Source organism: Gluconobacter sp. ESL1110, from assembly GCF_058107395.1.
In genome coordinates this window covers 123127-150000 of sequence record NZ_JBYLUK010000001.1, presented here as the reverse complement: position 1 = coordinate 150000, position 26874 = coordinate 123127, and the positions used below count along the sequence as shown (strand labels likewise).

At 54.6% G+C, this 26874-nt stretch carries 21 protein-coding genes, 2 tRNA genes, 2 rRNA genes and 1 pseudogene (1 of these 26 only partly in view); 21 read left to right on the top strand and 5 right to left on the bottom strand.

Annotation, left to right across the window (positions count from 1 at the left end; genetic code table 11):
- From AC3B6F_RS00720 to AC3B6F_RS00710, 3 genes are all read left to right on the top strand, one after another.
- A 23S ribosomal RNA gene (locus AC3B6F_RS00720) occupies nt 1–1472 on the top strand; it begins 1264 nt to the left of the window's first position.
- An 80-nt stretch (nt 1473–1552) separates the two neighbouring features.
- Nucleotides 1553–1667: ribosomal RNA gene (gene rrf / locus AC3B6F_RS00715) — 5S ribosomal RNA — on the top strand.
- Nucleotides 1668–1716: 49 nt separating this feature from the next.
- Nucleotides 1717–1793: transfer RNA gene (locus AC3B6F_RS00710), tRNA-Met, on the top strand.
- Between the two features lie 388 nt (nt 1794–2181).
- Here the strand turns inward: AC3B6F_RS00710 and AC3B6F_RS00705 are convergent.
- Complete coding sequence (locus AC3B6F_RS00705; protein ID WP_489823016.1) at nt 2182–5916, bottom strand: glycoside hydrolase family 99-like domain-containing protein; 3735 nt, start codon at nt 5914–5916, stop codon at nt 2182–2184.
- Nucleotides 5917–6046: 130 nt separating this feature from the next.
- On the opposite strand from AC3B6F_RS00705, the gene metX reads away from it, so the two are divergent.
- The 3 genes from metX to AC3B6F_RS00690 all read left to right on the top strand — a co-directional run bounded on the left by metX (nt 6047) and on the right by AC3B6F_RS00690 (nt 9609).
- Nucleotides 6047–7240: a homoserine O-acetyltransferase MetX gene (gene metX, locus AC3B6F_RS00700; protein WP_489823015.1), complete on the top strand. Its 1194-nt coding sequence runs from the start codon at nt 6047–6049 to the stop codon at nt 7238–7240.
- Nucleotides 7240–7839, top strand: coding sequence for a methionine biosynthesis protein MetW (gene metW / locus AC3B6F_RS00695; protein ID WP_489823014.1), 600 nt, complete (start codon nt 7240–7242; stop codon nt 7837–7839). The genes metX and metW overlap by 1 nt, the downstream gene beginning before the upstream one ends.
- Before the next feature lie 465 nt (nt 7840–8304).
- Nucleotides 8305–9609, top strand: coding sequence for a DEAD/DEAH box helicase (locus AC3B6F_RS00690; protein WP_489823013.1), 1305 nt, complete (start codon nt 8305–8307; stop codon nt 9607–9609).
- A gap of 177 nt (nt 9610–9786) precedes the next feature.
- On the opposite strand, the gene AC3B6F_RS00685 is transcribed toward AC3B6F_RS00690, so the two are convergent.
- Nucleotides 9787–10866, bottom strand: coding sequence for an IS5 family transposase (locus AC3B6F_RS00685; RefSeq protein ID WP_489823012.1), 1080 nt, complete (start codon nt 10864–10866; stop codon nt 9787–9789).
- Nucleotides 10867–10947: 81 nt separating this feature from the next.
- On the opposite strand from AC3B6F_RS00685, the pseudogene AC3B6F_RS00680 reads away from it, so the two are divergent.
- The 3 genes and pseudogenes from AC3B6F_RS00680 to AC3B6F_RS00670 form a co-directional block, all read left to right on the top strand.
- Nucleotides 10948–11736, top strand: a pseudogene (locus AC3B6F_RS00680) (zinc-binding alcohol dehydrogenase family protein); the annotation flags it as partial.
- A 52-nt stretch (nt 11737–11788) separates the two neighbouring features.
- Complete coding sequence (locus tag AC3B6F_RS00675) at nt 11789–12223, top strand: cupin domain-containing protein (RefSeq protein WP_489823011.1); 435 nt, start codon at nt 11789–11791, stop codon at nt 12221–12223.
- Nucleotides 12224–12236: 13 nt separating this feature from the next.
- Complete coding sequence (locus AC3B6F_RS00670) at nt 12237–13379, top strand: L-dopachrome tautomerase-related protein (RefSeq protein ID WP_489823010.1); 1143 nt, start codon at nt 12237–12239, stop codon at nt 13377–13379.
- A gap of 96 nt (nt 13380–13475) precedes the next feature.
- Here AC3B6F_RS00670 and AC3B6F_RS00665 read toward each other — a convergent pair whose 3' ends face one another.
- The 3 genes from AC3B6F_RS00665 to AC3B6F_RS00655 all read right to left on the bottom strand — a co-directional run bounded on the left by AC3B6F_RS00665 (nt 13476) and on the right by AC3B6F_RS00655 (nt 14974).
- Complete coding sequence (locus AC3B6F_RS00665) at nt 13476–14168, bottom strand: hypothetical protein (RefSeq protein WP_415576912.1); 693 nt, start codon at nt 14166–14168, stop codon at nt 13476–13478.
- Between the two features lie 45 nt (nt 14169–14213).
- Nucleotides 14214–14456, bottom strand: a complete 243-nt coding sequence (locus tag AC3B6F_RS00660) for a helix-turn-helix transcriptional regulator (RefSeq protein WP_489823009.1) — start codon at nt 14454–14456, stop codon at nt 14214–14216.
- A 428-nt stretch (nt 14457–14884) separates the two neighbouring features.
- Nucleotides 14885–14974 (bottom strand) — tRNA-Ser (locus AC3B6F_RS00655).
- Between the two features lie 233 nt (nt 14975–15207).
- On the opposite strand from AC3B6F_RS00655, the gene AC3B6F_RS00650 reads away from it, so the two are divergent.
- The 12 genes from AC3B6F_RS00650 to AC3B6F_RS00595 all read left to right on the top strand — a co-directional run bounded on the left by AC3B6F_RS00650 (nt 15208) and on the right by AC3B6F_RS00595 (nt 26845).
- Complete coding sequence (locus AC3B6F_RS00650; RefSeq protein WP_023942903.1) at nt 15208–15729, top strand: Spy/CpxP family protein refolding chaperone; 522 nt, start codon at nt 15208–15210, stop codon at nt 15727–15729.
- Between the two features lie 129 nt (nt 15730–15858).
- Nucleotides 15859–17274: a signal recognition particle protein gene (ffh, locus tag AC3B6F_RS00645; protein WP_023942901.1), complete on the top strand. Its 1416-nt coding sequence runs from the start codon at nt 15859–15861 to the stop codon at nt 17272–17274.
- A gap of 40 nt (nt 17275–17314) precedes the next feature.
- Nucleotides 17315–17668: a 30S ribosomal protein S16 gene (gene rpsP / locus AC3B6F_RS00640; protein WP_007283494.1), complete on the top strand. Its 354-nt coding sequence runs from the start codon at nt 17315–17317 to the stop codon at nt 17666–17668.
- Between the two features lie 31 nt (nt 17669–17699).
- Nucleotides 17700–18242: a ribosome maturation factor RimM gene (gene rimM / locus AC3B6F_RS00635; RefSeq protein WP_489823008.1), complete on the top strand. Its 543-nt coding sequence runs from the start codon at nt 17700–17702 to the stop codon at nt 18240–18242.
- Entirely contained in the window at nt 18239–18943 is a 705-nt protein-coding gene (trmD, locus tag AC3B6F_RS00630) for a tRNA (guanosine(37)-N1)-methyltransferase TrmD (RefSeq protein ID WP_007283496.1), read from the top strand. Before rimM ends, trmD begins: the two co-directional genes overlap by 4 nt.
- Nucleotides 18944–18967: 24 nt before the next feature.
- Nucleotides 18968–19360, top strand: a complete 393-nt coding sequence (rplS, locus tag AC3B6F_RS00625; RefSeq protein WP_010504000.1) for a 50S ribosomal protein L19 — start codon at nt 18968–18970, stop codon at nt 19358–19360.
- 20 nt (nt 19361–19380) lie between these two features.
- Nucleotides 19381–20808, top strand: a complete 1428-nt coding sequence (gene leuC / locus AC3B6F_RS00620) for a 3-isopropylmalate dehydratase large subunit (RefSeq protein WP_489823006.1) — start codon at nt 19381–19383, stop codon at nt 20806–20808.
- The gene (gene leuD, locus AC3B6F_RS00615; protein WP_489823005.1) at nt 20808–21434 is read left to right on the top strand and encodes a 3-isopropylmalate dehydratase small subunit; all 627 of its coding nucleotides are present in this window, start codon (nt 20808–20810) and stop codon (nt 21432–21434) included. The genes leuC and leuD overlap by 1 nt, the downstream gene beginning before the upstream one ends.
- Nucleotides 21431–22540 carry a 3-isopropylmalate dehydrogenase gene (gene leuB, locus AC3B6F_RS00610; RefSeq protein ID WP_489823003.1) on the top strand — a complete coding sequence of 370 codons (1110 nt, stop codon included), beginning with the start codon at nt 21431–21433 and terminating at the stop codon, nt 22538–22540. The genes leuD and leuB overlap by 4 nt, the downstream gene beginning before the upstream one ends.
- A gap of 163 nt (nt 22541–22703) precedes the next feature.
- Nucleotides 22704–23906 (top strand): pyridoxal phosphate-dependent aminotransferase, encoded by a 1203-nt coding sequence (locus AC3B6F_RS00605; protein ID WP_489823002.1) that lies wholly within the window; start codon nt 22704–22706, stop codon nt 23904–23906.
- Nucleotides 23903–25114 carry a pyridoxal phosphate-dependent aminotransferase gene (locus AC3B6F_RS00600; RefSeq protein WP_489823001.1) on the top strand — a complete coding sequence of 404 codons (1212 nt, stop codon included), beginning with the start codon at nt 23903–23905 and terminating at the stop codon, nt 25112–25114. The genes AC3B6F_RS00605 and AC3B6F_RS00600 overlap by 4 nt, the downstream gene beginning before the upstream one ends.
- Nucleotides 25115–25156: 42 nt before the next feature.
- Nucleotides 25157–26845, top strand: a complete 1689-nt coding sequence (locus AC3B6F_RS00595) for a M3 family oligoendopeptidase (RefSeq protein WP_489823000.1) — start codon at nt 25157–25159, stop codon at nt 26843–26845.
- Nucleotides 26846–26874: the final 29 nt, after the last annotated feature.

The following is a 26874-nucleotide window of genomic DNA, read 5'->3' as shown; positions in this document are numbered from 1 at the left end:
AAACACTGTCGCCGAAAGTCCAAGGGTTCCTGCGCAAGGTTAATCCACGCAGGGTGAGCCGGCCCCTAAGGCGAGGGCGAGAGCCGTAGTCGATGGGAACTAGGTGAATATTCCTAGGCCTGCCAGAAGTGACGAATGAGAAATGTTGTCTGTCCTTAACGGATTGAACAGGCTTTTTGATCATTCCAGGAAATAGCTCTGGCGTATAGACCGTACCCGAAACCGACACAGGTGGACTGGTAGAGAATACCAAGGCGCTTGAGAGAACGATGCTGAAGGAACTAGGCAAATTGCTCGTGTAACTTCGGGATAAACGAGACCCAACCGTGGGCAACCATGATTGGGTGGCACAGACCAGGGGGTAGCGACTGTTTAGTAAAAACACAGGGCTCTGCGAAATCGTGAGATGACGTATAGGGCCTGACGCCTGCCCGGTGCCGGAAGGTTAAGAGGAGATGTGCAAGCATTGAATTGAAGCCCCGGTAAACGGCGGCCGTAACTATAACGGTCCTAAGGTAGCGAAATTCCTTGTCGGGTAAGTTCCGACCTGCACGAATGGCGTAACGACTTCCCCACTGTCTCCAGCATCGAACTCAGCGAAATTGAATTCCCCGTGAAGATGCGGGGTACCCGCGGTCAGACGGAAAGACCCTATGAACCTTTACTGCAGCTTTGCAGTGGCATCAGGAAAATCCTGTGTAGGATAGGTCGGAGGCTTTGAAGCCGGGCGCCAGCACCGGTGGAGCCACCCTTGAAATACGACCCTGAATTTTTCTGATGTCTAACCGAGACCAGTAAGCCTGGTCCGGGACCCTGCATGGTGGGCAGTTTGACTGGGGCGGTCGCCTCCCAAAGTGTAACGGAGGCGCGCGATGGTGGGCTCAGGCCGGTCGGAAACCGGCTGTCGAGTGCAATGGCATAAGCCCGCCTGACTGCGAGAATGACAGTTCGAGCAGAGACGAAAGTCGGCCATAGTGATCCGGTGGTCCCACGTGGACGGGCCATCGCTCAACGGATAAAAGGTACTCTAGGGATAACAGGCTGATCTCCCCTGATCAGAGTCCACATCGACGGGGAGGTTTGGCACCTCGATGTCGGCTCATCACATCCTGGGGCTGGAGCAGGTCCCAAGGGTTCGGCTGTTCGCCGATTAAAGTGGTACGTGAGCTGGGTTTAGAACGTCGTGAGACAGTTCGGTCCCTATCTGCCGTGGGTGTAAGAGACTTGAGAGGATTTGTCCCTAGTACGAGAGGACCGGGATGAACATACCTCTGGTGCACCGGTTGTCACGCCAGTGGCACAGCCGGGTAGCTAAGTATGGACGGGATAACCGCTGAAAGCATCTAAGCGGGAAACCCACCTCAAAACAAGGTCTCATAGAGCCGTGAGAGACCATCACGTCGATAGGCCGGGTGTGAAAGTGCAGTAATGCATGCAGCTAACCGGTCCTAATCGCTCATAATCCTCACATCAAACACATGCACAGAAATCAGCCACACTCATAAAACACCAACCTCCACCCACTCTCAAAAAGACTGGGTGGGCTGGAAGACCTGGTGGCCATTGCGAGGGCCCTACACCCGATCCCATCCCGAACTCGGCCGTGAAATCCCTCAGCGCCTATGATACTGCACCTCAAGGTGCGGAAAAGTCGGTCGCCGCCAGGTCCCCCAGCCCACTCACAATCCTCCCAAAAACCAACATCATACATACCACCGCGGGGTGGAGCAGCCCGGTAGCTCGTCAGGCTCATAACCTGAAGGCCGCAGGTTCAAATCCTGCCCCCGCAACCAATCCCATCATAAATCCCTACAAATCGACCGCTGATGCAGATGTTGCCGCGTCATATCAGTCGTCTCATTGCGGCCCGACCCTCGAAAAGAAGGCCAGGCAATCACGCACGTTTCCATCACACCAGTGACCCACTGGGCCGTCTCTCAACCTGTTTCCATATCCGTTCAGAACGAAACGTAGAAAAGCCAACTATAACGCTGTCAGGTCCCACACCAGCCTTAAGAACATGACACCAGAGGCTTTTGCTCAGCACACCAATAAGTCCATACAAACAACACACAGACCCTAACTCAGAAGAAGTCAGAGGTAGGGGTAAAACAACAGAGTTTAAAAAACAAAATTGATAAAATTTATTGAAGTATAAACTTAAATAATTTCTTTTTTAAATTAAGTATTAAATTGATTGATAATTTTTATTTGGTAGATCTTTTGCTTTATTATTTTCTCATCGGAGAGATTTATTCGTTTAGAAATGGTTGTGTGCATAAATTTTATTTCATTGATGTGTTTATCTTTGTTGAGGCGCTGTGTTGCTGAATTTTCATGGCGTCGGTGAATGTTCAGGGGCTCTTTGACGTAAACAATGCCTGTTTTATTTTGATCTAATAGCTCAAGGTAAATAAGCCAATCTCCCGCAATACTGAGTGTTCTAAGGTCTGGTTGGCATCTGCGGAGAGCGGCGCGCATTGGGGTGCGTTTGAAAACAGCTCCGCTTACGTTGAGAATGAGATTACGTTCTGAGAGACAGGTCTTCAGAAAATCGCGTCCTTGAAAATACCCATCGTGATCAAGGATGCTGCCTGCTGTCTCGGAGCAGTAATTACGGTAAGACGAAGTCAGAGGATCGCCATTCGTATCAATGGATCTGCTGTCGCTGAAGGCCATTGTGGCATTGGGGTGCTGTTGTAAAGCGTCAAAAAGCTTTTCTAAAAACTGCGGATCACAAAGATCATCTGCTTCTGCAATCCAGATCCATTCTCCTCGGGCCTCTTTCAGTGCTTTGTTCCACTGGCGAAAAACTGACCCTGAAGGTTTGCGTCCTTTGATAATGCGGATTTCGCGTTGCCATTCTCTGGCAGTATTTTGTGCAATATCTAGGCTTTTATCAGTTGAAGCATCATCCAAAACAATAATTTCAAGAACAGGAAGTGTCTGTGTGAAAATGGAAACCAGTCGACTTTCTAGGTAGCGCGCGTAGTTATAGGACGGGACGACAACCGAAACGTTCGGAAGTTTCGGGAGCGCTCGATACAAAAGGGCTTCAGCATAAGATTTGAAATCAAGCTGGCGTTGCATCTTTTGTGCGATTTTTCTGCGATGCAGAAACGGTCGGTTTTTTGATTGACTCCCCAGTGCAAGGAGAGCTTTCGCCATTGCATTGATGTCACCGAGTGGAACGGTTAAATGATCGATATCCTCTGAATTTAGATCTTTTAGAAAGGCGGGAATCCCACCGCTATCTTCAAATGCGACGCAAGATAGTCCTGCGCTGACAGCCTCAAGAGCGACAGACGGGTAGGGGGCCTCTCTGGATGTCAGGGCAAAAACATCTGCTGCGGATAGCCAGTCAGATATGTTTTTTACATTTCCCGGCATATGAAATGTTCCTGACAGCAGTGCTAGATCAAGCTCTGAGCGGAGTCCGTCCTGGAGAGTAGGGTCTATGTCTCCCAGCCAGACGAAGTGAGCGTCATTTCGCAGGGTACGCCACAGTTGCAGGAAAAGATCGAAGCCTTTTCGCATATCTGCATAGCCAGCTCCGAGCACTAAAAACGTTGCTCCTGTCAGCCCTAGTTTTTGATGAAAGGCTTGCCGTGCGCTAGTGCTCAAAACAGGGGGTTGATAAAGACCTTGCGGCAGAATGTTCAGTTTGGGGTGCTTTTCTACCCCAAGACGTTGGGCAACGATCTGGGCTGGGAGCATAATGGAACATGCCAGATCGCAACCTTTCTGCATTGCACTGATCAGATTGCGGGTATTTAGGATATTTGGCAATTCGTGGATCAAAAATATGTATTGAATGCTGTTCTCGAAAAGAGCGGGTGCTAATGGTGATGATGCTGCACTGTTGAGGATAGCTCGCTGAAAGCCTTCTTTATTCAAGGCGCTCAGTCTTTTGCTTGTTTCTGGAGAAGTGATGGAAAGAATTTCTACGGGGGCAATGCGTCTGTATTCGTCGACCATCGCTCCTCCTTCCAGCAGGATAAAGCGAATATCCACGCCAAAAGATTTGCGAAGGGTGCGACCTACTTCGAGAAGCAGTCTTTGAGCACCTGCGGGAAATGCATCGTGACCGATCAGAAGGAGGCGAGCCTTGTTTAACGAGCTTTTAAACCCCGTGCATGCTCTGGCTGTCGCATTCAAATAAGCGCTGCCGAAATGTACGTCGGGTTCAAGATATGCACCTTCAGCCCATTCATTCCAGGCATTGATGCAGACGATGGGCTCGCCGAAGAACCGTTCTTTTTGAGCCTGATCGACCAAACCTGTCAGCCATCGCTCATAAAGGTTGGGTGTAGATCCATGCAGGACCAGTCCCTGTCCCTGGCGGCGCGCATCATTATCCCAGGAGGGGGCTGCGGTCCGTATCAGAGGATAGGTTGTCGGGGGCTGCTTGAGAGCATTTTCGACGATATCTGAGTAGTCGTATATCTGGCCGCGGAAATCTTCGTCCATTAGTCGGACGCGCTCATTGATAAGGCTACAATTTGCAACGACCTTGTGGGGCGGAAATTCGATGGCTCCATCTACGCCAAAATCACGTGGGTTTTCGGCATTAAAAGCCTGTCCCATGACAAAAATCGGATTCAGGTTATGCCGTTTTCTGAAAAGTTTGCGCCACCTTTCAAAAGCCTGAGGTGCATCCGGGATAGTCCCTGGCCTATACACCATGAGGAGAGGGCGACCTTGAACCTGGATATAGCGCGGATCACACATATGGCGTGCAAAGCAATCAATCAGGGCATGATCGTCTTCCGGCCGGTAATCCTGTGCAATGAGAATGTCGTTGTCGGATCCATCCCATCTGCGGCTCCAGTTTTCATTGGCCCACATGAGGCAGAACGGCAGATCAATATCAGGATTGGCCAGAAGCATTTCCAGCGGTCCATCAAGAAGCCGTTTGCGATTGAACCAGTAGAAATAGAAGACGAAACCTTCAATTCCCGCGGCCTTTGCCATGTCTGCCTGTCTCTTTAATAAATCTGGAGACGTCAGTGTGTAATGGCCAAGGTCGCGAGGAATGCGCGGTTGATAGTGGTCAGCGAACCGGGGGAGCGCGCGGGACGTATTTGTCCATTCCGTAAAGCCGTCTCCCCACCAGGCATTGTTTTCCGGAGTGGCGTGATATTGCGGCAGATAATAGGCCAAGACACGTGCGCGGCGGATCGCACTCTCTGGAAGGGGTTGAGTCTTTTCAAACAGTGGCCCGGGCGTACTGCGTCGACGAACTTCTCGGAAGACCGTGAGTTCACCTTGTGGTTGTGCGGGATGAATGCTGGGTTTGTGTCTGTTTTCCAGGTAATGCAGGAGAGGGTTTATATCTGGTTCATGTCGCAGGTAGTTCTTGCGATAATAGACTGGATCAAACGCTTCAAAAGGCTGTCTGGCCTCACGAAATCCCTGGATCATATAGTGTTCGAGGGGATCTATCCCTGCTGCAGCAACATCTGGGTAAGCTTTCAGATAAAAAGCCGGATCAAACTCTGCGATGGGTTGAAGGATCTGAGTGTGCCGGTTCAGCAGATAATGCGCCAAGGCCAGCATTCCCTCGGGAATGGTATAGGTTTGGGTATACCAGGCCGGATCAAACCACATGATGGGCTTACGGCCTTCCTTTTCTCCAGCGGTAACGTAATGAAGCAAAGGGTCGCCAAGAACGTCCGGGTATTGCTGCAGATACCAGCGTGGATCAAAGAACGGGTTGGGTTTGCGTCCTTCTTTCCAGCCACAATGATGGTAATGCCGGAGAACGGCTGTTCCCATATTTTTCAGGTCAGGATTGGTCTTCAGATAATAGGCGGCATCAAATGTCCCCGAGTATCCGAGGATCTGAAGGGCTGTAGGGCGCGCTGAAGCAAAAGAAGGACTAGAGCGAACGCAGGTTGTAAGACCGTTTGGCATGGAACAGTTTTTTACTGTTTCTTAACAAAATTCAATACCGTTAATTTATCGTCAATCGAGAAAGAAATTTGCTGTGTCGCCGGGACAATGTCATACCGTCCGCCCCGGAAGGCAGTCGAGGTGGGAACTGATGGATCGCAGTGTGTCTTCTTCCGTTGAGGAAGGTCCTGTCTACACGCATCAAACCATGTGTCTGGAAGAAGGAATGGCGCTGGAATGCGGTGCTCATCTGGCGCCTCTGGAAGTCGCTTACTGCACATACGGCACGTTGTCTGCTACCCGCGATAACGCCATCCTTGTCTGCCATGCGTTGACGGGAGATCAGTATCTTGCAGAGCCTAATCCGCTGACGGGGAAGCCTGGCTGGTGGAGCCGTATGGTCGGCCCCGGACTTCCAATCGATACGGACCGCTTTTTTGTGATCTGTCCGAATGTCCTTGGAGGTTGCATGGGGTCCACGGGGCCACGATCCCTCTGTTCCGAGACGGGCAAAGCCTGGGACAGCGAGTTTCCCCCTATTACGATGCATGACATCGTGGCCTCTCAGGTCCGTCTGGTAGATTATCTTGGAATTGAACGCCTCTTTGCTGTCGTGGGTGGATCAATGGGCGGTATGCAGGCGCTGACATGGGTGGCGGATCATCCGGAGCGCGTTTTCGCAGCTTTACCAATTGCCACGTCGCCTTTTCATTCGGCGCAGAACATTGCGTTTAACGAGGTTAGTCGTCAGGCTATCTTCGCAGATCCTCACTGGCATGACGGACATTACCGAGATTTTGGTGCCATTCCGGCACGTGGTCTGGGGGTTGCGCGTATGATGGCGCACATCACCTATCTCTCAGAAGAGGCTCTGAGTCGAAAATTTGGTCGGCGTGTTCGCAAGGAAACAGCTACGGCCATTCCCGCAGCGAGCAGTCCGTCGCTGTTTGGTGAAATGTTTGAGGTTGAAAGTTATCTCCGGCATCAGGGGTCAACATTCGTCCGAAGATTTGATGCAAACTCTTATCTGACAATTACGCGGGCGATGGATTATTTTGATCTGGCTGCCGAGCATGACGGCGATCTATCTGCTCCGTTTGGAAAGTGCGAGACGCGTTTCTGTGTCGTGTCTTTCAGTTCTGACTGGCTTTTCCCGACGTCTCAGTCCCGGCTGCTGGTGCGTGCTTTGAACAAAGCTGGAGCAAACGTCTCTTTTGTAGAAATCGAAAGTGACCGTGGGCATGACGCGTTTCTTCTTGATGAGCCTGATCTGGATCGAACCGTAAGAGGTTTCCTAAATGGTGCTGCCGAACATGCGGGTCTTACCAGGGAGGAAACACACTGATGCGCGTTGATCAACGACTGATTGCAGAGATGATTCCTGCGAAAGCGCGCGTTCTGGATGTCGGCAGTGGCGATGGTACTCTGATCGACTATCTGTATCGTACCCGCAGCTGTGATGCCCGAGGTATCGAAATTGACATGCAGAGTGTCACTCAGTCGGTCGCTCACGGTCTTCCGGTCATGCATGGTGACGCGGATCACGATCTTGCACACTATCCGGATGATGCATTCGATTATGTTGTCCTTCAGAGGACGCTGCAGGCTGTAGAGCGTCCGCGAGAAGTGCTGAGGCAGATGCTGCGTATTGGCCGTCATGCCATCATCTCTTTTCCGAATTTCGGGCACTGGCGTTTACGGCTGCAGCTTCTGACAACCGGACGTATGCCTATGACGCCGGTATGGGGTACGCCTTGGTACTCCACACCGAATATTCATCCTTGTACGATCAGGGATTTTCTCGCTCTTTGTGAGGAGGATGGGTATGTTGTCCGGCAGTGGCTCGCTGTGGATGAAGACGGACTGAAGGCGCCCTGGAGACGATCTATCCGGTTTGCCAACCTGTTTGGAGAGCAGGCTCTTTTTCTGCTCAGTCGCGGCTAGAAGGTCGCTCTTTTTTCCAGGGGGCCGTTTCTGTTTGAGTGGATGAGAGGGGTATTCTTTTCTCCCGCTGCATTCTTCGTTGCGAGATGATTCACGGTTTTACAAAACGCGTGAAATAATAATGATTTTTTATGAATCGGGAGTTCGCTTCTCTTGCGGTGGAAGGGAACGTGCCCTACATCAATCCGCAGATATCCCAGCCGTTAACGCAGGGAGATGCTGACGGTTTCGTCGTCATGCTGATTTGGTTTTGGCGTTCAGGTATCAGGCTTCATGGTTCTTTTTGAAAAATGAAGTGACTGGATTTGCTTAGTCTCAGTGGCTGGCAACTGGTCGTGATGCTGGCTGAAGTCAGCTGAGAGCCGTCTCTCATCAACTCTAGGCTCAAAGCAGGCGTCCTTTCGTGCTCCAAAAGTGCGGCTCGGGCTGTGCGAGCCAGGCCTTGTTATCCCTCAGGAGGGGTCCATGACCAGTTTCGCAGAGCTCAATCTTGCCGAACCAATCCAGAAGGCGCTTGCCGAGGAAGGATATACAACGCCGACCCCTATTCAGGCTGGCGCAATCCCTCATCTTCTTGAAGGGCGCGATCTCCTGGGGTTGGCACAGACAGGAACGGGAAAGACAGCGGCTTTTGCTCTGCCGATCCTTGATTACCTTCTGCGAAATCGTCGTCCCCCGGCGCCAAAGACCGTCCGCGTTCTGGTGTTGGCTCCAACACGTGAGCTTGCGTCCCAGATTGACGAAAGCTTTGGGGCTTATGCCCGTCACATGAAGCTATCTCATGCTGTTGTTTTCGGTGGCGTCGGTCAGGGACGGCAGATTGAAGCGACGCGTCGTGGTGTTGATGTTCTGGTGGCAGCGCCTGGCCGACTGCTGGATCTGGTAGGGCAGGGGTATATTGATCTCTCGGCTCTTGAAGTTCTGGTGCTTGATGAAGCCGACCGGATGCTGGACATGGGCTTTGTTCGTGACATCCGTCGCATTATGGCGCTTCTTCCTGCACGTCGTCAGACAGTTCTGTTCTCTGCAACGATGCCGCAGTCCATCAGTGATCTGGCGCATTCCCTGCTGAGTGACCCTGCAACCGTTCAGGTCACGCCTGAATCCAGTACTGTCGATCGTATCCGTCAGGCTGTCATGTTCGTTGAGTCGGAGAAGAAGAAAGACGCGACGCTGATGCTTGTTGAGAGCTCAAATGTCGTGCGTGCTGTTGTCTTTACTCTGATGAAGCATGAAGCCAACAAGGTTGCAGAGTTCCTTAACAAGAACGGCATTACCGCTGAGGCCATTCACGGAAACAAGTCACAGGGCGCTCGTGAGCGTGCCATGTCGGGTTTCCGGAACGGCACAGTCAAGGTGCTTGTCGCAACGGATATTGCGGCACGTGGTATCGACGTGGACGATGTATCTCACGTCTTTAACTACGATCTGCCGAATGTTCCTGAATCCTATGTTCATCGTATTGGCCGTACGGCGCGTGCGGGCCGTGAGGGGTGGGCTGTTTCGCTCTGTGATGCTGAACAGCGCGCTTGGTTGAAAGATATTGAAAAGAAGATCGACAAGGCCATTCCGGTCGTAACCGATCATCCTTATCATTCTGATGCAGCCCAGAATTCTACAATGCGTCCTCCGGTTCTTGGTGGCGGACGTGGCGGCGGTCAGCGTGGTGGTGGAAATGGCGGAGGTGGCCGACGCCGTTCTGGTCCGCCGCCGTCGGCACGAGGGGCTGCCGGTCGTCGCGGCGGCGCGCGTTCTGCTGGGCAGCGCTAACTTTTGAGGAGAGCAGATTTCAGAGATTGAAGTGCCCTGGAATCTGGAGGGATCGAAGAACCATCAATTGATGTGCTTGGCCCGTGATTTCTGGGTTTTGGCGATTTGATTGACGGTTCTTTGGGGCGTTTTCTGTTTGCGTTTTGAGCAGATCGAGTGCTGTTTCCCGCTGGATGACTACGCGCTCGCGCTCAATCGTTCGAGGAAGAGAAAGCGGCGCATGTTGTAGACAATATTGGCCAGTCCGATCCTCATGGTGGCCCGGGTGATACCGACAGTTCGGATGAACAGTCCCGTCTGCGATTTCTGATCGGCAAAGACATGCTCGACACGAGATCGGATCACAGACTTTCCTGCATTGGATCTCTGGATATGCCGGGGCATCGGTTTGAGATGCGGTTTTTTTCTGTGAACCTTCGAAACAAATCCCTGCTTTTCCATGAAGTCTTCATTGGCTTTGGAGCGATACGCCGTGTCTGCCCAGACGCTTGAGGCCGTATTGGTGTTATCCAACAGCCCTTCTCGCAATCGCGCACCATCACTGGCGGCGGCATCTGTCGTCTTCCATTTCCGGATGAACCGGAACTTCCTGTCGATGGAGACATGGGACTTGTAGCCAAAGAACGGAATGGCCAGATCCGTTGTGGGGATCGTCCCGTCATCCTGACGCTTCGCCTTCGTGAACTTCAGTGTCCATCGTGCATGACGATCCTTATGCGACAGCTTTGCCGGCTTGTCCTGCCAGTCTTCGGGGGTACGTCCTGCCCGGAGGTCGGCTTTCTCAGCGTTCGTATTGCGCTGCTTTGGAGCGGCTACCAATGTTGCATCCAGGATCTGGCCCGACATCGGCAGATAGCCCGCGTTCCGCAGGGTCGCGTCAAACCGGTCAAACAGTCTTTCAATGGCCCCCGCCTGGGTCAGGCGTTCACGGAACAGCCAGACCGTTTTGGCATCAGGCACACGGTCCGACAGCCTCAGACCTAAAAAGCGCATGAAAGAGAGGCGGTCGTTGATCAGATATTCCGTCCGTTCATCAGACAAATTGTTCAGCGTCTGGATCACCAGGATCTTGAACATCAGTACCGGATCAAACGGCGGACGCCCGCCTTTACTGCCGTCTGAATAGGCCAAAGCCTGCTCCAGATCAGGGCGGAACACTTCAAAATCCACTGTCCGGGAGAACGCTTCGAGCTGATCGCCAAGCCCGCTCAAACGGGCAAGCCGCTCTTCAACATCAAAGAAACCAAGCTGTTTCATAGCGGCATTCCCTCAACCAAAACCAAAGAAAGGGAATCACATAGAAAGCATCAAAAACAGAGAGTTTTTCGAACCCTCCACGTCACGGATTTTTCTGTCGGCGATGAGGTCTTTTATGCGGGCGCGATCAATCGTCCGGGGACCAATGCCGAGTTTCATCTAGTCGATGAGCGGATTGTCGGTCGCAAACCCCGCTCCCTGAACTGGGCTGAAGCCGCGGCCTTACCGCTGACCGCAATCACCGCCTGGGAGATGCTTTTCGATCGTCTGGACATTCGTCGGTCTGTCCCGGGAACGACGCCGTCCATATTGATCATTGGAGGCGCAGGCGGGGTCAGTTCCATGGCGATCCAGCTGGCCAAGGTTCTGACTGATATCACGGTCATTGCCACGGCTTCGCGCCCCGAAATGCAGGACTGGGTCACATCTCTCGGGGCAGACTACGTGATCGATCACAGCAAGCTTTTGGCCGCACAGGTTGCTGCCCTTCCTGCGGGTGCCCCCGGTTTTGTTTTTTCAACGACGCAGACAGATCGGCATCTGGCACAGATCGTCGAACTTCTTGCCCCTCAGGGACATTTCGGCCTGATTGATGATCCGGCTGAACTCAATGCCGCACCGCTCAAGCGCAAAAGCCTGTCCCTGCACTGGGAACTGATGTTCACGCGTTCACTGTTCGGAACGGCAGACATCAGCGCACAAGGGAAACTCCTGAACGACGTATCGCATCTCGTAGAGGAAGGTCGTCTTCGCACGACGCTCGGCAAAAATCTCGGGCTCATCACTGCGGCCAATCTGCGGGAGGCTCACGCTCTGATCGAGAGTGGTCAGGCCAAAGGCAAGATCGTGCTCGAAGGTTTTGCTGCCTAAACGGAGAAAACGATGACGAAAACAGTCAAAGCGCTTGAGAGGAGCAGACCTCATGAATGACGAAGAGCATCTGATGACCCTGAACCGGATGGGAGGTCGCTTCGATCTCAATAAAATTGCGGCGGCGTTTCCCGAAACGGCGGACACGATGCTGCTGGACACCTATCTGACCGACAAGCCGGAAGCGAGTATCCGGGTCTTCCGGATCTATCGGGATGTGCCGCCTCATTATCATACCCAGTGCGACGAAGTGCTTCATGTCCTGTCCGGGACAGGCACGTTCTGGATTGGTGATCCCAAGGAGGAGGCGCCGTTTGCCCCCGGCCATCTTTTGGTGTTCCCCCGTCGGGCCGTGCATGCCGTACCCCGCATTCTAAGCCATCCAGTTGTTTTCCTTGCCATCGACACGCCGCGACGGGCGCCAGATGACGTGGTGTTCGTGGATCCTGCCGACGGTACGCCGTCCGGTTTTATCGCAGGGATCTGACGGCATGGGAGTCATGAAACAGAATCAGCCGCATGCTTTCACAAAAAGAGGCCTGCGCAGGATCGCCATTGCCGTTTTCACGGGTTTCGTTGGGGTATGCGGGCATCCTGTTTCTTCCCGTGCTCAGACCATCAGGATTGAGGCGACTACTAACGCAATAGACTGGAACGCCGTAGCGCTTGCTGGCGGTCATGTGTTTGTCGCGGGCCCTCGCTGGACCGGATTTTCCGGGCCGGCCGTGGGTCTTCTGACAAAGAATGGAAAGATAAAGCCTTTTCCAGATGCTGACTGGAATGGCTGGAAACCCGGGCAGGATGCAACGCATCGGTTTGTCAGCGTCAATGCCCTCCACGTTGCTCCTGACGGCACGCTCTGGGTTGTTGATACTGGAACTCCGTCTTTTGGAGGTGCTCCCATACCTGAAGGAGCCAAACTGGTCCGCATTGATCCGGCAACAGGTCATGTGCTGCGGATCTATCCTCTGGGCCCAGAGATCGCGCAGGCGGGCAGCTATATCGACGATATCCGTTTCAACGGAACGCACGCCTATCTCACGGATGCGGGCAAGGCCGCGCTGATCGTTCTTGATATCAAAACAGGTCAGGCACGTCGTGTTCTGGACAATGACGCGTCCACACGCGCACGGACAGGGCGGCCAATTATCATGGACGGACACGTCGTGGAGAGCCACCCGCATCAGCCGCTTCTGGTGAATGTCGATCCGCTTGAAGTGAGTCCGGACGGGAAATGGCTGTATTTCGGGCCGCTTCAAGGGCCGTGGTCCCGCATCCCGACAGCACTGCTCGATGATCCTGATGTGTCATCAACTGATCTGTCTGCGGCTGTTCAGCCGTGGGCAGATTTACCTCCAATCGGGGGCAGCGCCATGGATACTGCAGGAAATCTCTACTTTACCAACCTGAAGGATGACGGCGTCTATCGGAGAGACGTTTCCGGAAAGATCACGAAACTGCTCTCGGATTCACGTCTGCACTGGGCGGATGCACCTTGCCTTGCTCCGGATGGCCGAATGTGGCTGCCTGTCGCGCAACTGGATCGTCTTTCGATGTTCCATCAGGGACAATCCCGCATCATACAGCCGTTTCTGCTGGTATCCATCCATCCTCATGCTGGCCAGGTCAAACCTGGGCGATAGGACTCTGATGACCATCAAGCGCCATGATAATCGCCTGCGGGATGTTTTCTCTCGTGCAAAGGTACTCACGAAGTCGCTGTGCTTTGGCGGACATCGTCACCTGTAATGCCATCGAAGTTTGCCGGGATCTTTTGTCGGAAAGTCAGGAGGAGCAATCCATCGACGTGTCTGGGCGGTACGATGCCGTCGCCATCCAAGATATGTCAAAGCACGGGCAAGAATAAGCTGCTCGTCAGATCGTATCGGCCTTTTATAAAACAGGACTTGCTCCGCGATAACGTTCAGCGGCAGCCCTCCAGACGGAGACTGATCATGGACCTGGATCATCCTGCCAGAAGTCAGCTGCGGCAGGAGATCTTTAATCGTCAGTTTATCTGACCAATGCGAAGCACGGGCAAACAAAAGCTCCATGATTTCATCTATCGTTGGCTGTGCAACCGTAGATTTGTCTTTCAGGAAAAGAAATGTATTGAGGATTTCAAAAAGCTTAGTGTCTGAAAAATTACCGTTTATCATTTTGAATAGAGACCACCCTTCAGAAATCTCCGAAGGAGATGCCCAGAACAAGTTATGTAAGTCGTTTACGGTAGTTGGTCTTGCAAATATATTATCAGGATCATCTACTTTGTAGCAATTAGTCTTGTAATAGGGGTCAATCTCTCGAGTAACATCACACAGGATCCAGAAAACAATATCCTGATAGACGCATTTCATCTCCAGGGAGTCCCAAGGGCTGTCCCAAGCAAAGTCAATCTCAGCGACGTCAAACATAGCGCTAGCTTTCATCATGGAAAGGAAAGATCCGCAGATATCCTGCGCTGATGAAATCAGCAGCTACGAACAGTGGTCGCTCAGCGTGATCTGCATGGCAAGAGAATTGCTGCCGTCACGACGAACGAGTCTTTCGACATCGCGCATTCGAAACAGAGTTCGCCTTGGACCGATTTTCAAGCGTTCGAGCTCGCCCGCAGCGACATATCTGTCGATCGTTGAGAGGGACACGCGTAGTCGCTCAGAAGCTTCCCGACGCGTTATAAAGATGTCGTCAGAGCGACGAAGGGGGAAAACAGAACTCATGATACGCCTTTCCAACCAGCCCCTCACGGGACCAACGATGATACTAGTTTCGTTTGGTTTTTTCGGCGTTCAGTGTTCTACAGGGTCTCTGCTTGAAGCAGTGGCAGAGAGCCCTCTGGGCTTGCTAGAAGTTTTTCGTACTGTAGTGTCAGCTAACTCAAGAACGTTAGCCGAACACGGACGACGATTTCAAGAAATTTCTGAGCGTTTTTTTCGTGGGTCGCTGTTTCAGTCGCGCCTTCAGAACATCTAGATGTCTCTGGAGAAAGCAGGACATCAGTTAGCAGGTCACATCGGGAAGTTTATAAACGACGCATATCGCGTCCGAGCGCCGCGCGATGACGCATTTTTTAAGATGGGTCTCAAGGTGGGATGAATTTCGATAAACCACATAAACAACTGAAAAATATAGGAATTTTTGATTTATCTGGCGGAGAGGGTGGGATTCGAACCCACGGTACGCTTCCACGCACGGCGGTTTTCAAGACCGCTGCCTTAAACCACTCGGCCACCTCTCCTGACGTCTGCTTAAGTAAAAACAGAGCAGAGTCGCATCCTGTTCCCAAGATGTCGGGGCTTCATGCAATGTCGTGGAAAGAACGTCAAGAGGCGTTCTGTGTTACGTGTCTATGTGAGGTTTACGTTTCGAAACAGGAGTGGAGGAGTTTTGTAACACGGAACGTGTCATCTTGATTGTGAAGGAAGCGGGAGTGCGCTTCCGTTTCCAACAACCTTCAAGGATATGTCATCCATGACGGCCTTTCGTACTTCTGTTTTCCTTTCTTTTGCTGCGTCCGTTGGTCTTCTGACTGCGCCGCTGCTGGCTCAGGCTCATCCTAATCAGTCTGCTCCATTGCATGCGGGGATGCATGGTGACCATGGTCCAGGCGATATGCCGCCGCCGTTTCCACCTGGTGTCATTCTGACAGATGCGCAGAAGGCTCAGGTTCATACGATCTTCAAGCAGGCGCATGAAGATATGAAGGCTCAGCATGAAAAGCTGAAAGATCTTCGTGACAAGATCCGTACAGAGCTATCTGCTGAAGGAGATCTTAACCGTTCTCTTCTCGCTGATCTGACGCGGCAGGAAAGTGAACTGCATACGCAGGAAGCTCAGGCCCGTCTTGCAACGCAGGAGAAGCTCCACGATGTGCTGACGCCGGAGCAGCGTCGTCAAGCCAATGTCACGATGGAAAAGATTCATTCGCTTCATGAGCAGTTGGATGCGATCATAGGGCACCCGCCGGAAGATGGTGTGCCGCCAGCTCCCTGATTTCTGACTGAATACTGCTCTATTGCTTGACGTCAGTGTCTCAAGGCGATAGAGCGGTCCTGTTTTCGGACACGCCACATCGCGAAGGCTCGCGCAGTGGCGTGTTTCTGTTTGCTATAAGGTGGCCCGTTGTTCGATCAACTTTCAGGCAAGATGTCCGGTGTCCTCGAAGGACTTTCCAAGAATGGGAAGCTTACCGAGGGTGATGTCACCGAGGCAATGCGCGAAGTCCGTCTGGCCATGCTGGAAGCGGACGTTGCGCTGCCGGTGGTACGTGACTTCGTCAACAAGGTCCGTGAGCGCGCTGTCGGGCATGAAGTGCTTGAAAGTGTCTCTCCAGGCCAGGCTGTTGCCAAGATCGTCAACGATGCCCTGATCGACGCGCTGGGCGGGGCAGGCGCAGTTCCGCTGAACCTCGCCGCTGTTCCGCCTGTTCCTGTGCTGATGGTTGGCTTGCAGGGCTCCGGCAAAACAACGACGTCGGGCAAGATTGCTCTGCGTCTGTCGCAGCGTGAAGGCAAGAAGGTTCTTCTCGCCAGTCTGGACGTCTATCGTCCAGCCGCCCAGCTCCAGCTTCAGCAGTTGGCAGAGCGCGTCAATGCCATCACGAAGCGTGTCACGGCCCTTCCGATTGTTGCCGGACAGTCGCCAGTAGAGATCGCCAAGCGTGCGCTCGATACGGGCCGCCGTGAAGGCTATGATATCGTTATTCTCGATACCGCAGGTCGTCTTTCCATCGACGAAGCCCTGATGGATGAGGTGCGTCAGATTCGTGCGGTCGCGAATCCGGCGGAAACGCTGCTGGTCGTGGATGCCATGACGGGTCAGGACGCGGTCAATACGGCCAAGTCTTTCAATGAGGCTGTCGGTATTACCGGCGTCGTCATGAGCCGTATGGATGGTGATGCACGTGGTGGTGCGGCTCTGTCCATGAAGGCCATCACGGGCGCGCCGATCAAGCTGACCGGCTCTGGCGAAAAGCTGGAAGCCCTCGAAGAATTCCATCCGGAACGCGTGGCCGGCCGCATCCTCGGCCTGGGTGACGTGGCTGGTCTCGTGGAGCGCGCAGCGGAAACGCTCGACCACGAGGAAGGCGAGCGTGTCGCGAAGAAGATGCTCGCTGGCAAGTTTGATCTGGATGACTATGTCTCCCAGATCAACCAGATCAACCGCATGGGGTCGATCTCGGGTATTCTCGGCATGCTTCCGGGCATGGGGAAGATCAAGGATATGCTGGGTGACAAGGAGATCGACACATCGATCTTCAAGCGTCACAAGGCCATCATTTCCTCGATGACCAAGCAGGAACGCAAGACGCCGGGAATCATCAAGGCGTCCCGCAAGAAGCGGATTGCCTCGGGTTCCGGAACGACGGTTCAGGAAGTGAACCGTCTGCTCAAGCAGTTTGACGACATGTCCACAATGATGAAGCGCATCAGCAAAATGGGCCTTGGTGGCCTGATGCGTGGCATGGGTGGGGCAGGTGGTCTGGCTGATATGATGAAGGGCATGGGCAAGCCAGGTGGCCGCCCGCCTTTCGCCTGATCAGTCTCAAGTTTTCAAGTTTGTCCTTCAGGAGTTTTTCATGAGCCTTAAGATTCGCCTTGCACGCGCAGGTGCCAAGAAGCGCCCTTACTACCACATCGTTGTTGCTGACAGCCGCAGCCCGCGCGACGGTCGTTTCATCGAGAAGGTTGGTGCATACAACCCGATGCTGCCTTCCGATCATGCTGACCGTATCCGCCTCGATGGCGAGCGTATCACGCACTGGCTGTCCAACGGCGCACAGGCCACGGATCGCGTTGCACGCTTCCTTGGTAACGCTGGTCTGGCTCCGAAGCCGACATACAGCGAGCAGCCGAAGCAGTCCGCTCCGAAGGCAAAGGCACAGAAGCGCGCTGCTGACGCCGCTGCTGCCGCTGCTGCTACGGCCGGCTGAGCAACTGCTGACGCACCAGGACGCCTGACCCGTGCCCCGCTTCAACCCTGACAGTGATGTTCTGATCGCCACCATCGGTCGCCCGCATGGTGTTCGCGGTCTGGTGCATCTGCATGCCGCCACTGACGATCCGGAAACGGTTGAAACGATCGGTGTGCTGCATGACGAGCATGGAGCGGCATGGACGGCGCACTGGGTTTCTCCCGGTGTCGCAGCGCTAACGGACGGGCAGGGAAATACTCTGCCAGACCGGACGGCTGCCGAGCGGGTTGTCAACCGTCGGCTGTATGTTGCGCGCGACGTTCTGCCTGCCGTTGAGGAAGACGAGTTCTATCATGCTGATCTGATTGGCATGATGGCTGTTTCCGAAAGTGGTGACGTTCTTGGAACCATTGCCGTGGTTCATGATTACGGTGCTGGCGTTAGTCTCGAGATTGATCGGGGTCTGATTGTTCCATTTACGATGGCCTGTGTGCCGCATGTCGACCTCGCGCAGCATCGCGTGACCGTCGTGCCGCCGATCGAAGTCGAGGTTGAAGGTGATCTCGACGGAGAGGTTCAGGTCCGGGCATGAGCTGGCGCGCTGACATCCTGACCCTGTTTCCGGATATGTTTCCGGGTCCGCTGGGTTTTTCCCTGGCGGGCAGGGCCCTAGAGCGCGGGATCTGGTCCTGTGAATCGCATGATCTGCGTGAGCATGGACTGGGCCGTCATCGCGCTGTGGATGACACGCCGTTCGGCGGCGGTGCTGGCATGGTGATGCGGGCAGATGTTCTGGACACGGCTCTTTCGGCGCTTCCCGCGTTGGATGGCCGTCCAGTCATTTACCCGACACCGCGTGGGCGCCGTCTGTCCCATGAGGATGCAGAGCGTTTCGTGGCAGGGCCGGGCGTCGTGGTTCTGTGTGGGCGTTTTGAAGGGATCGACGAACGTGTGCTGGAAAAGCACGACATCGAACAGTTCAGTATGGGCGATGTCGTGCTGTCAGGCGGAGAAATTCCGGCTCTGATGCTTCTGGATGCATGTGTGCGTCTTTTACCAGGAGTGATGGGTTCCCAGATCAGTGGGCAGGACGAAAGTTTTGCCGAAGGTCTGCTGGAGTACCCGCAATATACAAAGCCGGCGGTCTGGGATGGGCGGGAAGTGCCCGAAATTCTGCTCTCCGGCAATCATGGTGCCATCGCCCGCTGGCGTCATGAACAGTCAATCGCCGTCACGAAGGCACGTCGCCCCGATCTGTGGGATGCGTACCTGGCGCGACAGCAGGTTCATTGAATTTTTGTTTCCAGGAGTTTGGTCATGAACATTATCCAGCAGTACGAGGCGCGCGAAATCGAGCGTCTTTCCGCAGCTCGCGCAGTTCCGGAATTCATCGCAGGTGACACGGTTCGCGTTGGCGTCCGCGTTGTCGAAGGTACGCGTGAGCGCGTGCAGAACTTCGAAGGCGTTGTCATTGCCCGTTCCAACAAGGGCCTGAACAGCAACTTCACAGTTCGCAAGATTTCCAACGGTGAAGGCGTGGAGCGTGTGTTCCCGCTGTACGCTCCGTCCCTCGCCAGCATCGAAGTGGTGCGTCGTGGTAAGGTGCGTCGCGCAAAGCTGTACTACCTGCGTGGCCGTTCGGGTAAATCTGCCCGTATTGCAGAGCGCCCGCGCGATCTGCCGAAGGCTGGCGAAAAAGCCGCTTCCTAAGTCAAGGTTGGAGTATAAGGATGCCCGTTTCTTCTTCGCCCAGAACACTGTTTGACAAGATCTGGGCCGATCACGTCGTTGACCGCCTCGAAGACGGGACGTGCATCCTATACATCGATCGTCACCTTGTTCACGAGGTGACAAGCCCGCAGGCTTTTGAAGGTCTGCGGATGGCCGGACGTCGCCTGCGCCGTCCGGACGCAACAGTCGCCGTTGTGGACCACAATGTCCCAACGTCCGACCGTTCCCAGCCGATTGAAGAGCCGGAAAGCCGTCTCCAGATCGAAACGCTGGAGAAGAATGTCGCTGAGTTCGGCGTTCCCTATTTCCCGCTGCGTTCCGCGTCTCAGGGCATCGTTCATGTTGTCGGCCCGGAGCAGGGTATTTCCCTGCCAGGCATGACGATCGTTTGCGGTGACAGTCATACCTCGACGCACGGCGCACTCGGTGCGCTTGCATTTGGTATTGGCACGTCCGAAGTCGAACACGTCATGGCGACCCAGACGCTTCTCCAGAAGCCCGCGAAGAACATGCGTGTTTCTGTTGAGGGCAAAGTGGGTCCGGGCGTGACAGCCAAGGACATCATGCTGGCCATTATTGGCAAGATCGGTACGGCTGGCGGCACCGGCCATGTGATCGAGTTTGCTGGTTCTGCAATCCGCGATCTGGACATGGCCGGGCGTATGACGCTTTGCAACATGTCCATCGAGGGTGGTGCAAAGGCTGGCCTGATCGCTCCGGACGAAACGACCTTCGCTTATGTGAAGGGGCGTCCGTTCGCCCCGAAAGGTGAAGCATTCGAGCAGGCCTGTGCTTACTGGCGCACGCTGGCATCGGATGAAGACGCTCATTTCGACACGGAAGTGACGTTGAAGGCCGAAGACATCGTGCCGTCCGTAACCTGGGGCAACAGCCCGCAGGACGTTCTTCCGATTGATGGCGTTGTGCCGTCTCCTTCCGACTTCAAGGACCCCGCACAGGCCGCGCAGGTTCAGCGCGCTCTGGATTATATGGGTCTCACGGCTGGGCAGAAAATTGCCGGAACGCCTGTCGATGTCGTGTTCATTGGCTCCTGCACCAACAGCCGTCTGGAAGATCTGCGCGCTGCTGCTGAAGTTGTTCGTGGCCGTCATGTTGCGAAGAACGTTCGCGCGATGATCGTGCCGGGATCGGGTCTCGTGAAAGCTGCTGCCGAAGCCGAAGGGCTGGACAAAATTTTCCTTGATGCCGGTTTTGAGTGGCGTGAGGCAGGCTGCTCGATGTGTCTGGGGATGAACCCGGATCGTCTGACGCCGGGACAGCGTTGCGCTTCTACGTCCAACCGTAACTTTGAAGGTCGCCAGGGGCCGGGCGGCAGAACGCATCTGTGCTCCCCATCCATGGCGGCAGCCGCGGCCGTGACGGGCACGCTGTGTGATGTGCGCGAGTTGATGAAGGAAACCGTCTGATGGAAAAGTTCACGGAACTGACCGCCATTGCGGCTCCGATGCCGAATGAAAACATCGACACCGATCAGATCATTCCGGCACGCTTTCTGAAGACCATCCAGCGCACGGGTCTTGGCAAGAATGCCTTTGCGGCGCAGCGTTACGACGATAACGGCAATGAAAACCCGGACTTTGTTCTGAACAAAGAGCCGTATCGTCATGCTGAAATCCTCATCACCTATGACAACCTTGGTTGTGGTTCCTCCCGCGAGCACGCACCTTGGGCTTTGCTGGATTTCGGTATCCGCTGCGTTATTGCACCAAGCTTTGCCGATATCTTTTTCAATAACTGTTTCAAGAACGGTATCCTGCCAATCCGTCTGCCGCGGGAAATCTGTGACGAACTGATGGGTGATGCGCGTCAGGGGGCAAACTCCCGTCTGACGGTCGATCTGGAAAAGCAGATCATCATTCGCCCGGATGGAAATGTCGTGCCGTTCGAAGTTGATCCGTTCCGCCGTCACATGCTGCTCGAAGGTCTGGACGATATCGGCCAGACGCTGGAGCATGATGCGGAAATCAGCAGCTTTGAACATCAGGCCAGCCGTGCATGGGTGCCGTCAATCAGCATGGGAACTGCAAAATGAGTGAAGCCCACAAGCTTCTTGTTCTTGCCGGTGATGGTATCGGCCCGGAAGTCATGCGTGAAGTTGCACGGATCGTGCACTGGCTGGACGCAAACCGTGGCCTGAAACTGGATATTACGGAAGAACTCGTTGGCGCGGCTTCTCTTGCTGTCCATGGCGTTCCCATCCGTGATGAGGTTATCGCCCTTGCCCGGAAGTCTGATGCGGTTCTGTTCGGCTCGGTTGGTGATCCGGCCTGGAGCCATGTCGGTTTCGACAAGCGCCCTGAAGTAGCCATTCTGAAGCTGCGCAAGGAGCTTGAGCTTTTTGCAAACCTTCGTCCGGCTCAGCTTTTTGATGCGCTGATTGATGCGTCTGCCCTGAAGCCTAAAGTTGTTCGCGGTCTGGATATCATGATCGTCCGTGAGACGGTCGGTGGTATTTATTTCGGCGAGCCGCGCGGCATCGAGACGCTTCCAGACGGGTCCCGTCGCGGGATCAATACGGAAGTTTACACGACGTCCGAAATCGAGCGTGTTGCTCGTGTTGCTTTCGAAATGGCACGTCAGCGCGGAAACCGTGTCTGCTCCGTCGAGAAGTGCAATGTGATGGAAAGCGGCCTCCTGTGGAAGGAAGTCGTCACGGATCTGCATAAGCGCGAATATCAGGATGTGGAACTGTCCCACATGCTGGCCGATAACTGCGCCATGCAGCTCGTTCGTAACCCGAACCAGTTTGATGTGATCGTTACGGGCAACCTGTTTGGCGATATCCTGTCCGATCTGGCCTCCATGCTGACGGGTTCGCTCGGTATGCTGCCGTCTGCAACGCTTGGCATTGTCCGTGAAAATGGCAAGCGCAATGCGCTGTATGAGCCGATCCATGGCAGCGCGCCGGATATCGCTGGCAAGGGTATTGCAAACCCGCTGGCACAGATCCTCTCCTTCGCCATGCTGCTGCGGTATTCGCTGAACCGTGCGGACGATGCGGATCTGATCGAAAAGGCAGTGTCCAACGTACTGGCCAGTGGTTTGCGGACTGCTGATATCATGTCGTCGGGAATGGCTCGTGTTGGCACCGATATGATGGGCCAGGCTGTCGTTCGTGAAATGGAGAAGCTGGCCTGATATTTCAGGAAGACTGACGTGTGAAAAGGCCGGATAGCTCCTCAAGGGGTTATCCGGCCTTTTTTATGTAAAAAACGCATCTCTCATCTGCAGATGGGCTGTGGTCAAATGCCTATCGGGAGCGGTAGGGTTCCAGCGCGATAAAGCCCATCAGGAACCCATCATGTCTTTCATTGCCGACCGTCTGAACCGTATCCTGCCGAGCCAGACGATTGCGATTACGCAGAAAGCCCGCGCTCTGAAGGCGGAAGGCCGTGACATCATCAGCCTTTCCGCAGGCGAACCGGATTTCGATACACCCGATTTCGTCAAGCAGGCCGCCATTCGCGCCATTCAGAACGGCGAGACGAAATATACGGATGTCGCGGGTACGTTGTCGCTGCGTGAAGCAGTTGCGGCACGACTGAACGCTGATTTCGATCTGGATTACCGGGCTGAGGAAATTTGCGTTTCGACTGGTGGCAAGCAGGTCATTTATAATGTGATGGTTGCCACTCTGAACGCAGGTGATGAGGTCATCATCCCGGCTCCGGCCTGGGTGTCTTACCCTGATATCGTCTCACTGGCGGACGGAACGCCTGTTGTGATTCAGACAAGAGCGGAAAACGGTTTTCGCCTGACGGCTGATCAGCTTCGTGCGGCTATTACGCCGAAGACGAAATGGCTGATGCTGAACTCGCCTTGCAACCCGACAGGGGCCGCATACGACGAGCATCACCTCAAAGCACTGACTGACGTTCTGCTGGAGCATCCGCATGTGTGGATCCTGACAGACGATATGTACGCCAAACTGATGTATGAAGGCGCCGTCGCCAAGACGTTCGTTCAGGTCGAACCGCGTCTGCGGGACCGGACGGTGACGATGAATGGCGTGTCCAAAGCTTACGCTATGACCGGCTGGCGAATTGGTTTCTCTGCAGCGCCTGTTGAACTTACGCGCCAACTCATCAAGCTGCAGGGGCAGAGCACGAGCAATCCATGCTCTATTGCTCAGGCTGCTGCCAAAGAGGCTGTTTCAGGCCCGCAGGATTTCATTGGCGAAATGGTGAGCGTTTATGAGCAGCGCCGCAATCTTGTGGTGTCCATGCTCAATGAAGCTCCTGGCCTGAGCTGTGCTAAGCCGGAAGGTGCGTTTTATGTCTTCCCATCCATCGAGGGAGCGCTTGGTAAAACGAGTAAGGGTGCCCATCTGATCGACAGTGACGAGGCTTTTGTGACGGCGCTTCTCGATGAAACGGGCGTGGCGGCCGTTCATGGAAGTGCGTTCCTGACGCCTGGGTATTTCCGAATTTCCTATGCCACGAGCACGGAGCTTCTGAAGGAAGCCTGCACCCGTATCCAGCAGTTCTGTCAGGGCCTGTCATGACGTTCCGCATCGCATCCCGTCTGGCAACGCTTCCCAAGCCCGCGACCATTGCCATGGCCGCGCGGGCCCGTGAACTGCGGGCGGAGGGCAGGGACGTCATTTCCCTAGCCTTGGGGCAGCCGGATTTCCCGTCACCGTCGGAAGCCATCGAAGCAGCCTATGCTGCTGGCTTGGCGGGAGATACGGGTTATCCGCCTATCCCCGGTCAAAAGGCACTGATCGACGCCATTATCCAGAAGTTCAAACGGGATAATGAGATCGCAGCGACACCAGACCGGATCATGGTCGCTAATGGTGGCAAGCAGGTTATTTATAATGCGTTCACAGCGACGCTGGATGAGGGCGATGAAGTCATTGTCCCTGCGCCGTACTGGGTCAGCTATCCGCTGATTGCGCGGATGCTGGGTGGGAAGGCTGTGGAAGTCCCCTGCCGGGAAGAAGATGGCTTTCGCCCTGACCCGTCTGCCATCAAAGCTGCGATTACACCGAAAACCCGCTGGCTGGTTCTGAATTTCCCCAACAACCCAACCGGAGCCATTCTGGAGCGACAGGACCTTGAGGCGATTGCCGATGTCCTGCGTGAAGCCCCGCATGTTCTGATCATGTCAGATGAAATTTACGAGCATCTGACGTTTGATGGCCGCAAGCATCTGTCCCTGCTTCAGGTGGCTCCCGATCTGGCAGATCGTATCCTCGTCATCAACGGTATGGCGAAAGCCTATGCCATGACGGGATGGCGTGTTGGGTTCGCCTGTGGTCCGGTGCCACTTATCAAGGCAATGATTGCTGTGCAGGGCAATACAACGTCTGGCGTCTGCACGTTGGCGCAGGCGGGGTCTGTTGCCGCGCTCAACGGTGGCTTGGAGCGCATTGAGCAGATGCGTGAGACCTATCAGCGTCGGCGCGACACCATGGTGGCCGCCCTTCAAGCGATCCCCGGTCTGACCTGTGCTATCCCGGAAGGGGCATTTTACGTCTATCCGGGTGTCGGTGCCCTTCTCGGTGGCACGTCCGGCGGTGGACGGGTTCTGAACACGGATGTGGATTTCGCCGAAGCACTTCTTGACGAAGCTTATGTTGCGACCGTCCCCGGAACAGCATTCGGATACAGCCCGTATCTGCGTTTATCCTGCGCGGCATCGGATGAACAGCTTGCGGAAGCCTGTCGGCGTCTGGCTGAATTCGTGAAAGCCATTCAGAAACCCTGAGAGGCATGGACGGAGACGGAGCGGAATGTCAGAATTGGAATCATGACACAGACAATCCCTCCGTTCTCTGACCTGTCTTTCCCCCGTCCTGACGAAGCGTCCCTGAAGGCGCGTTACGACGATATTGCGCTTCTGCTGGATCAGGGGCGCTCCAAGGATGCCGCGCAGGCTTTCGATTTCGTGCGCCGCGAATATGAATCCTGGGCATCTCACGTTTATCTTCAGTTTTCCCGCAACACGCAGGACGAGCAGGCCAAGGCAGATCGTGACTATGCGGATCGTCTGTCGCCGATCGCGACGGACCATGAAGTCACGATTAAGAAGCGACTTCTGGGGGATCCGGATAGAGCAGCTCTCGAAGCTCTGGTCACGCCCCATGTTGTCCGTTTGTGGGAAGCTGATACCACGACGTTCGATCCACGCATCAGCACCGATCTGGAAGAAGAAGCGCGTCTGACGGGTGAGTACACGGCTCTTCTGGCATCGGCGAAGATCCCGTTTGATGGGAAGATGCTTAATCTTTCCGGTCTGGTGCCTTACCTGCAAGGCCCGGACCGTGAGATGCGACATGCGGCCGAAAAGGCTCGCTGGGCGTTCTTCGAAGAGAACGGTGAGGCACTCGACACCCTCTACAGCCGCCTCGTTGAATTGCGTGACCGCATGGCGAAAACGCTGGGGTTCGAGAATTATATCGAACTCGGTTATCGCCGGATGCGGCGGACGGATTACGGCCCCGAGCAGGTTGCAGCCTTCCGTGAGAAGGTTCTGAGTTCCGTCACTCCGCTGGTTCAGTCTTTGCTGGAACGCCGTCGTCTGAAAATGGGGTGGGACAAGGTCTGGGCCTGGGATGAGGCGCTGATTGACCTTCAGGGGAACCCGAAACCTGCCGGCGATCATGATCTTCTGGTTGCCCGTGCTGAAGGCATGTTCCGGGCGCTCGATCCCAAGGGCGAAATGGGCGATTTCTACGTTCAGATGCGCGATCTTGGGTATCTGGATCTGAAAAACCGTAATGGCAAAGCAGGAGGCGGCTTCTGCACGTCCTTCCCAACGATTGGCAGCCCTTACATCTTCGCCAATTTCAACGGCACGCATAACGATATCGGCGTTTTTACCCATGAAATGGGTCACGCGTTCCAGAACTGGAAAAGCCGTAATCAGGATTGGGTGGATCAGCTCTGGCCAACGATGGAAGCAGCAGAAATCCATTCCATGGGTCTGGAATTCCTAACATGGCCGCAGATTGACGCGCTGGTCGAAGATGGAGCCGGTGACCGGTATCGCAGGATGCACCTGATCGATGCACTGTCGTTCTTCCCTTATGGCGTCTGCGTCGATCATTTCCAGCATGAGGTCTACGCTAACCCGCAGATGACCGTAGCCGAACGACATGAGACGTGGCTACGTCTGGAGAAGATGTACATGCCATGGCGGGACTGGGGCGATCTGGACTACCCGGCCAAGGGCGGACGCTGGCAGGCTCAGCTTCATATTTACCGCCTGCCATTTTATTACATTGATTACGCACTGGCTCAGTGCTGTGCGCTTCAGCTGTGGCTTCGGTCGCGGATGGATCGGGAAGGGACGTTCGAAACCTATCGCAAGCTTTGCGCCGAAGGCGGCTCGAAGCCATTTGCACAACTGGTGGCGGATGCAGGGCTTGTCTCGCCGTTCGAGGCGGACGCACTGGCGGAAGTTGTTCATGAAGCCGAGCAGGAACTCGGGATCTGAAAGCCTCTTCTGGCTCCGAAGTGATTTCC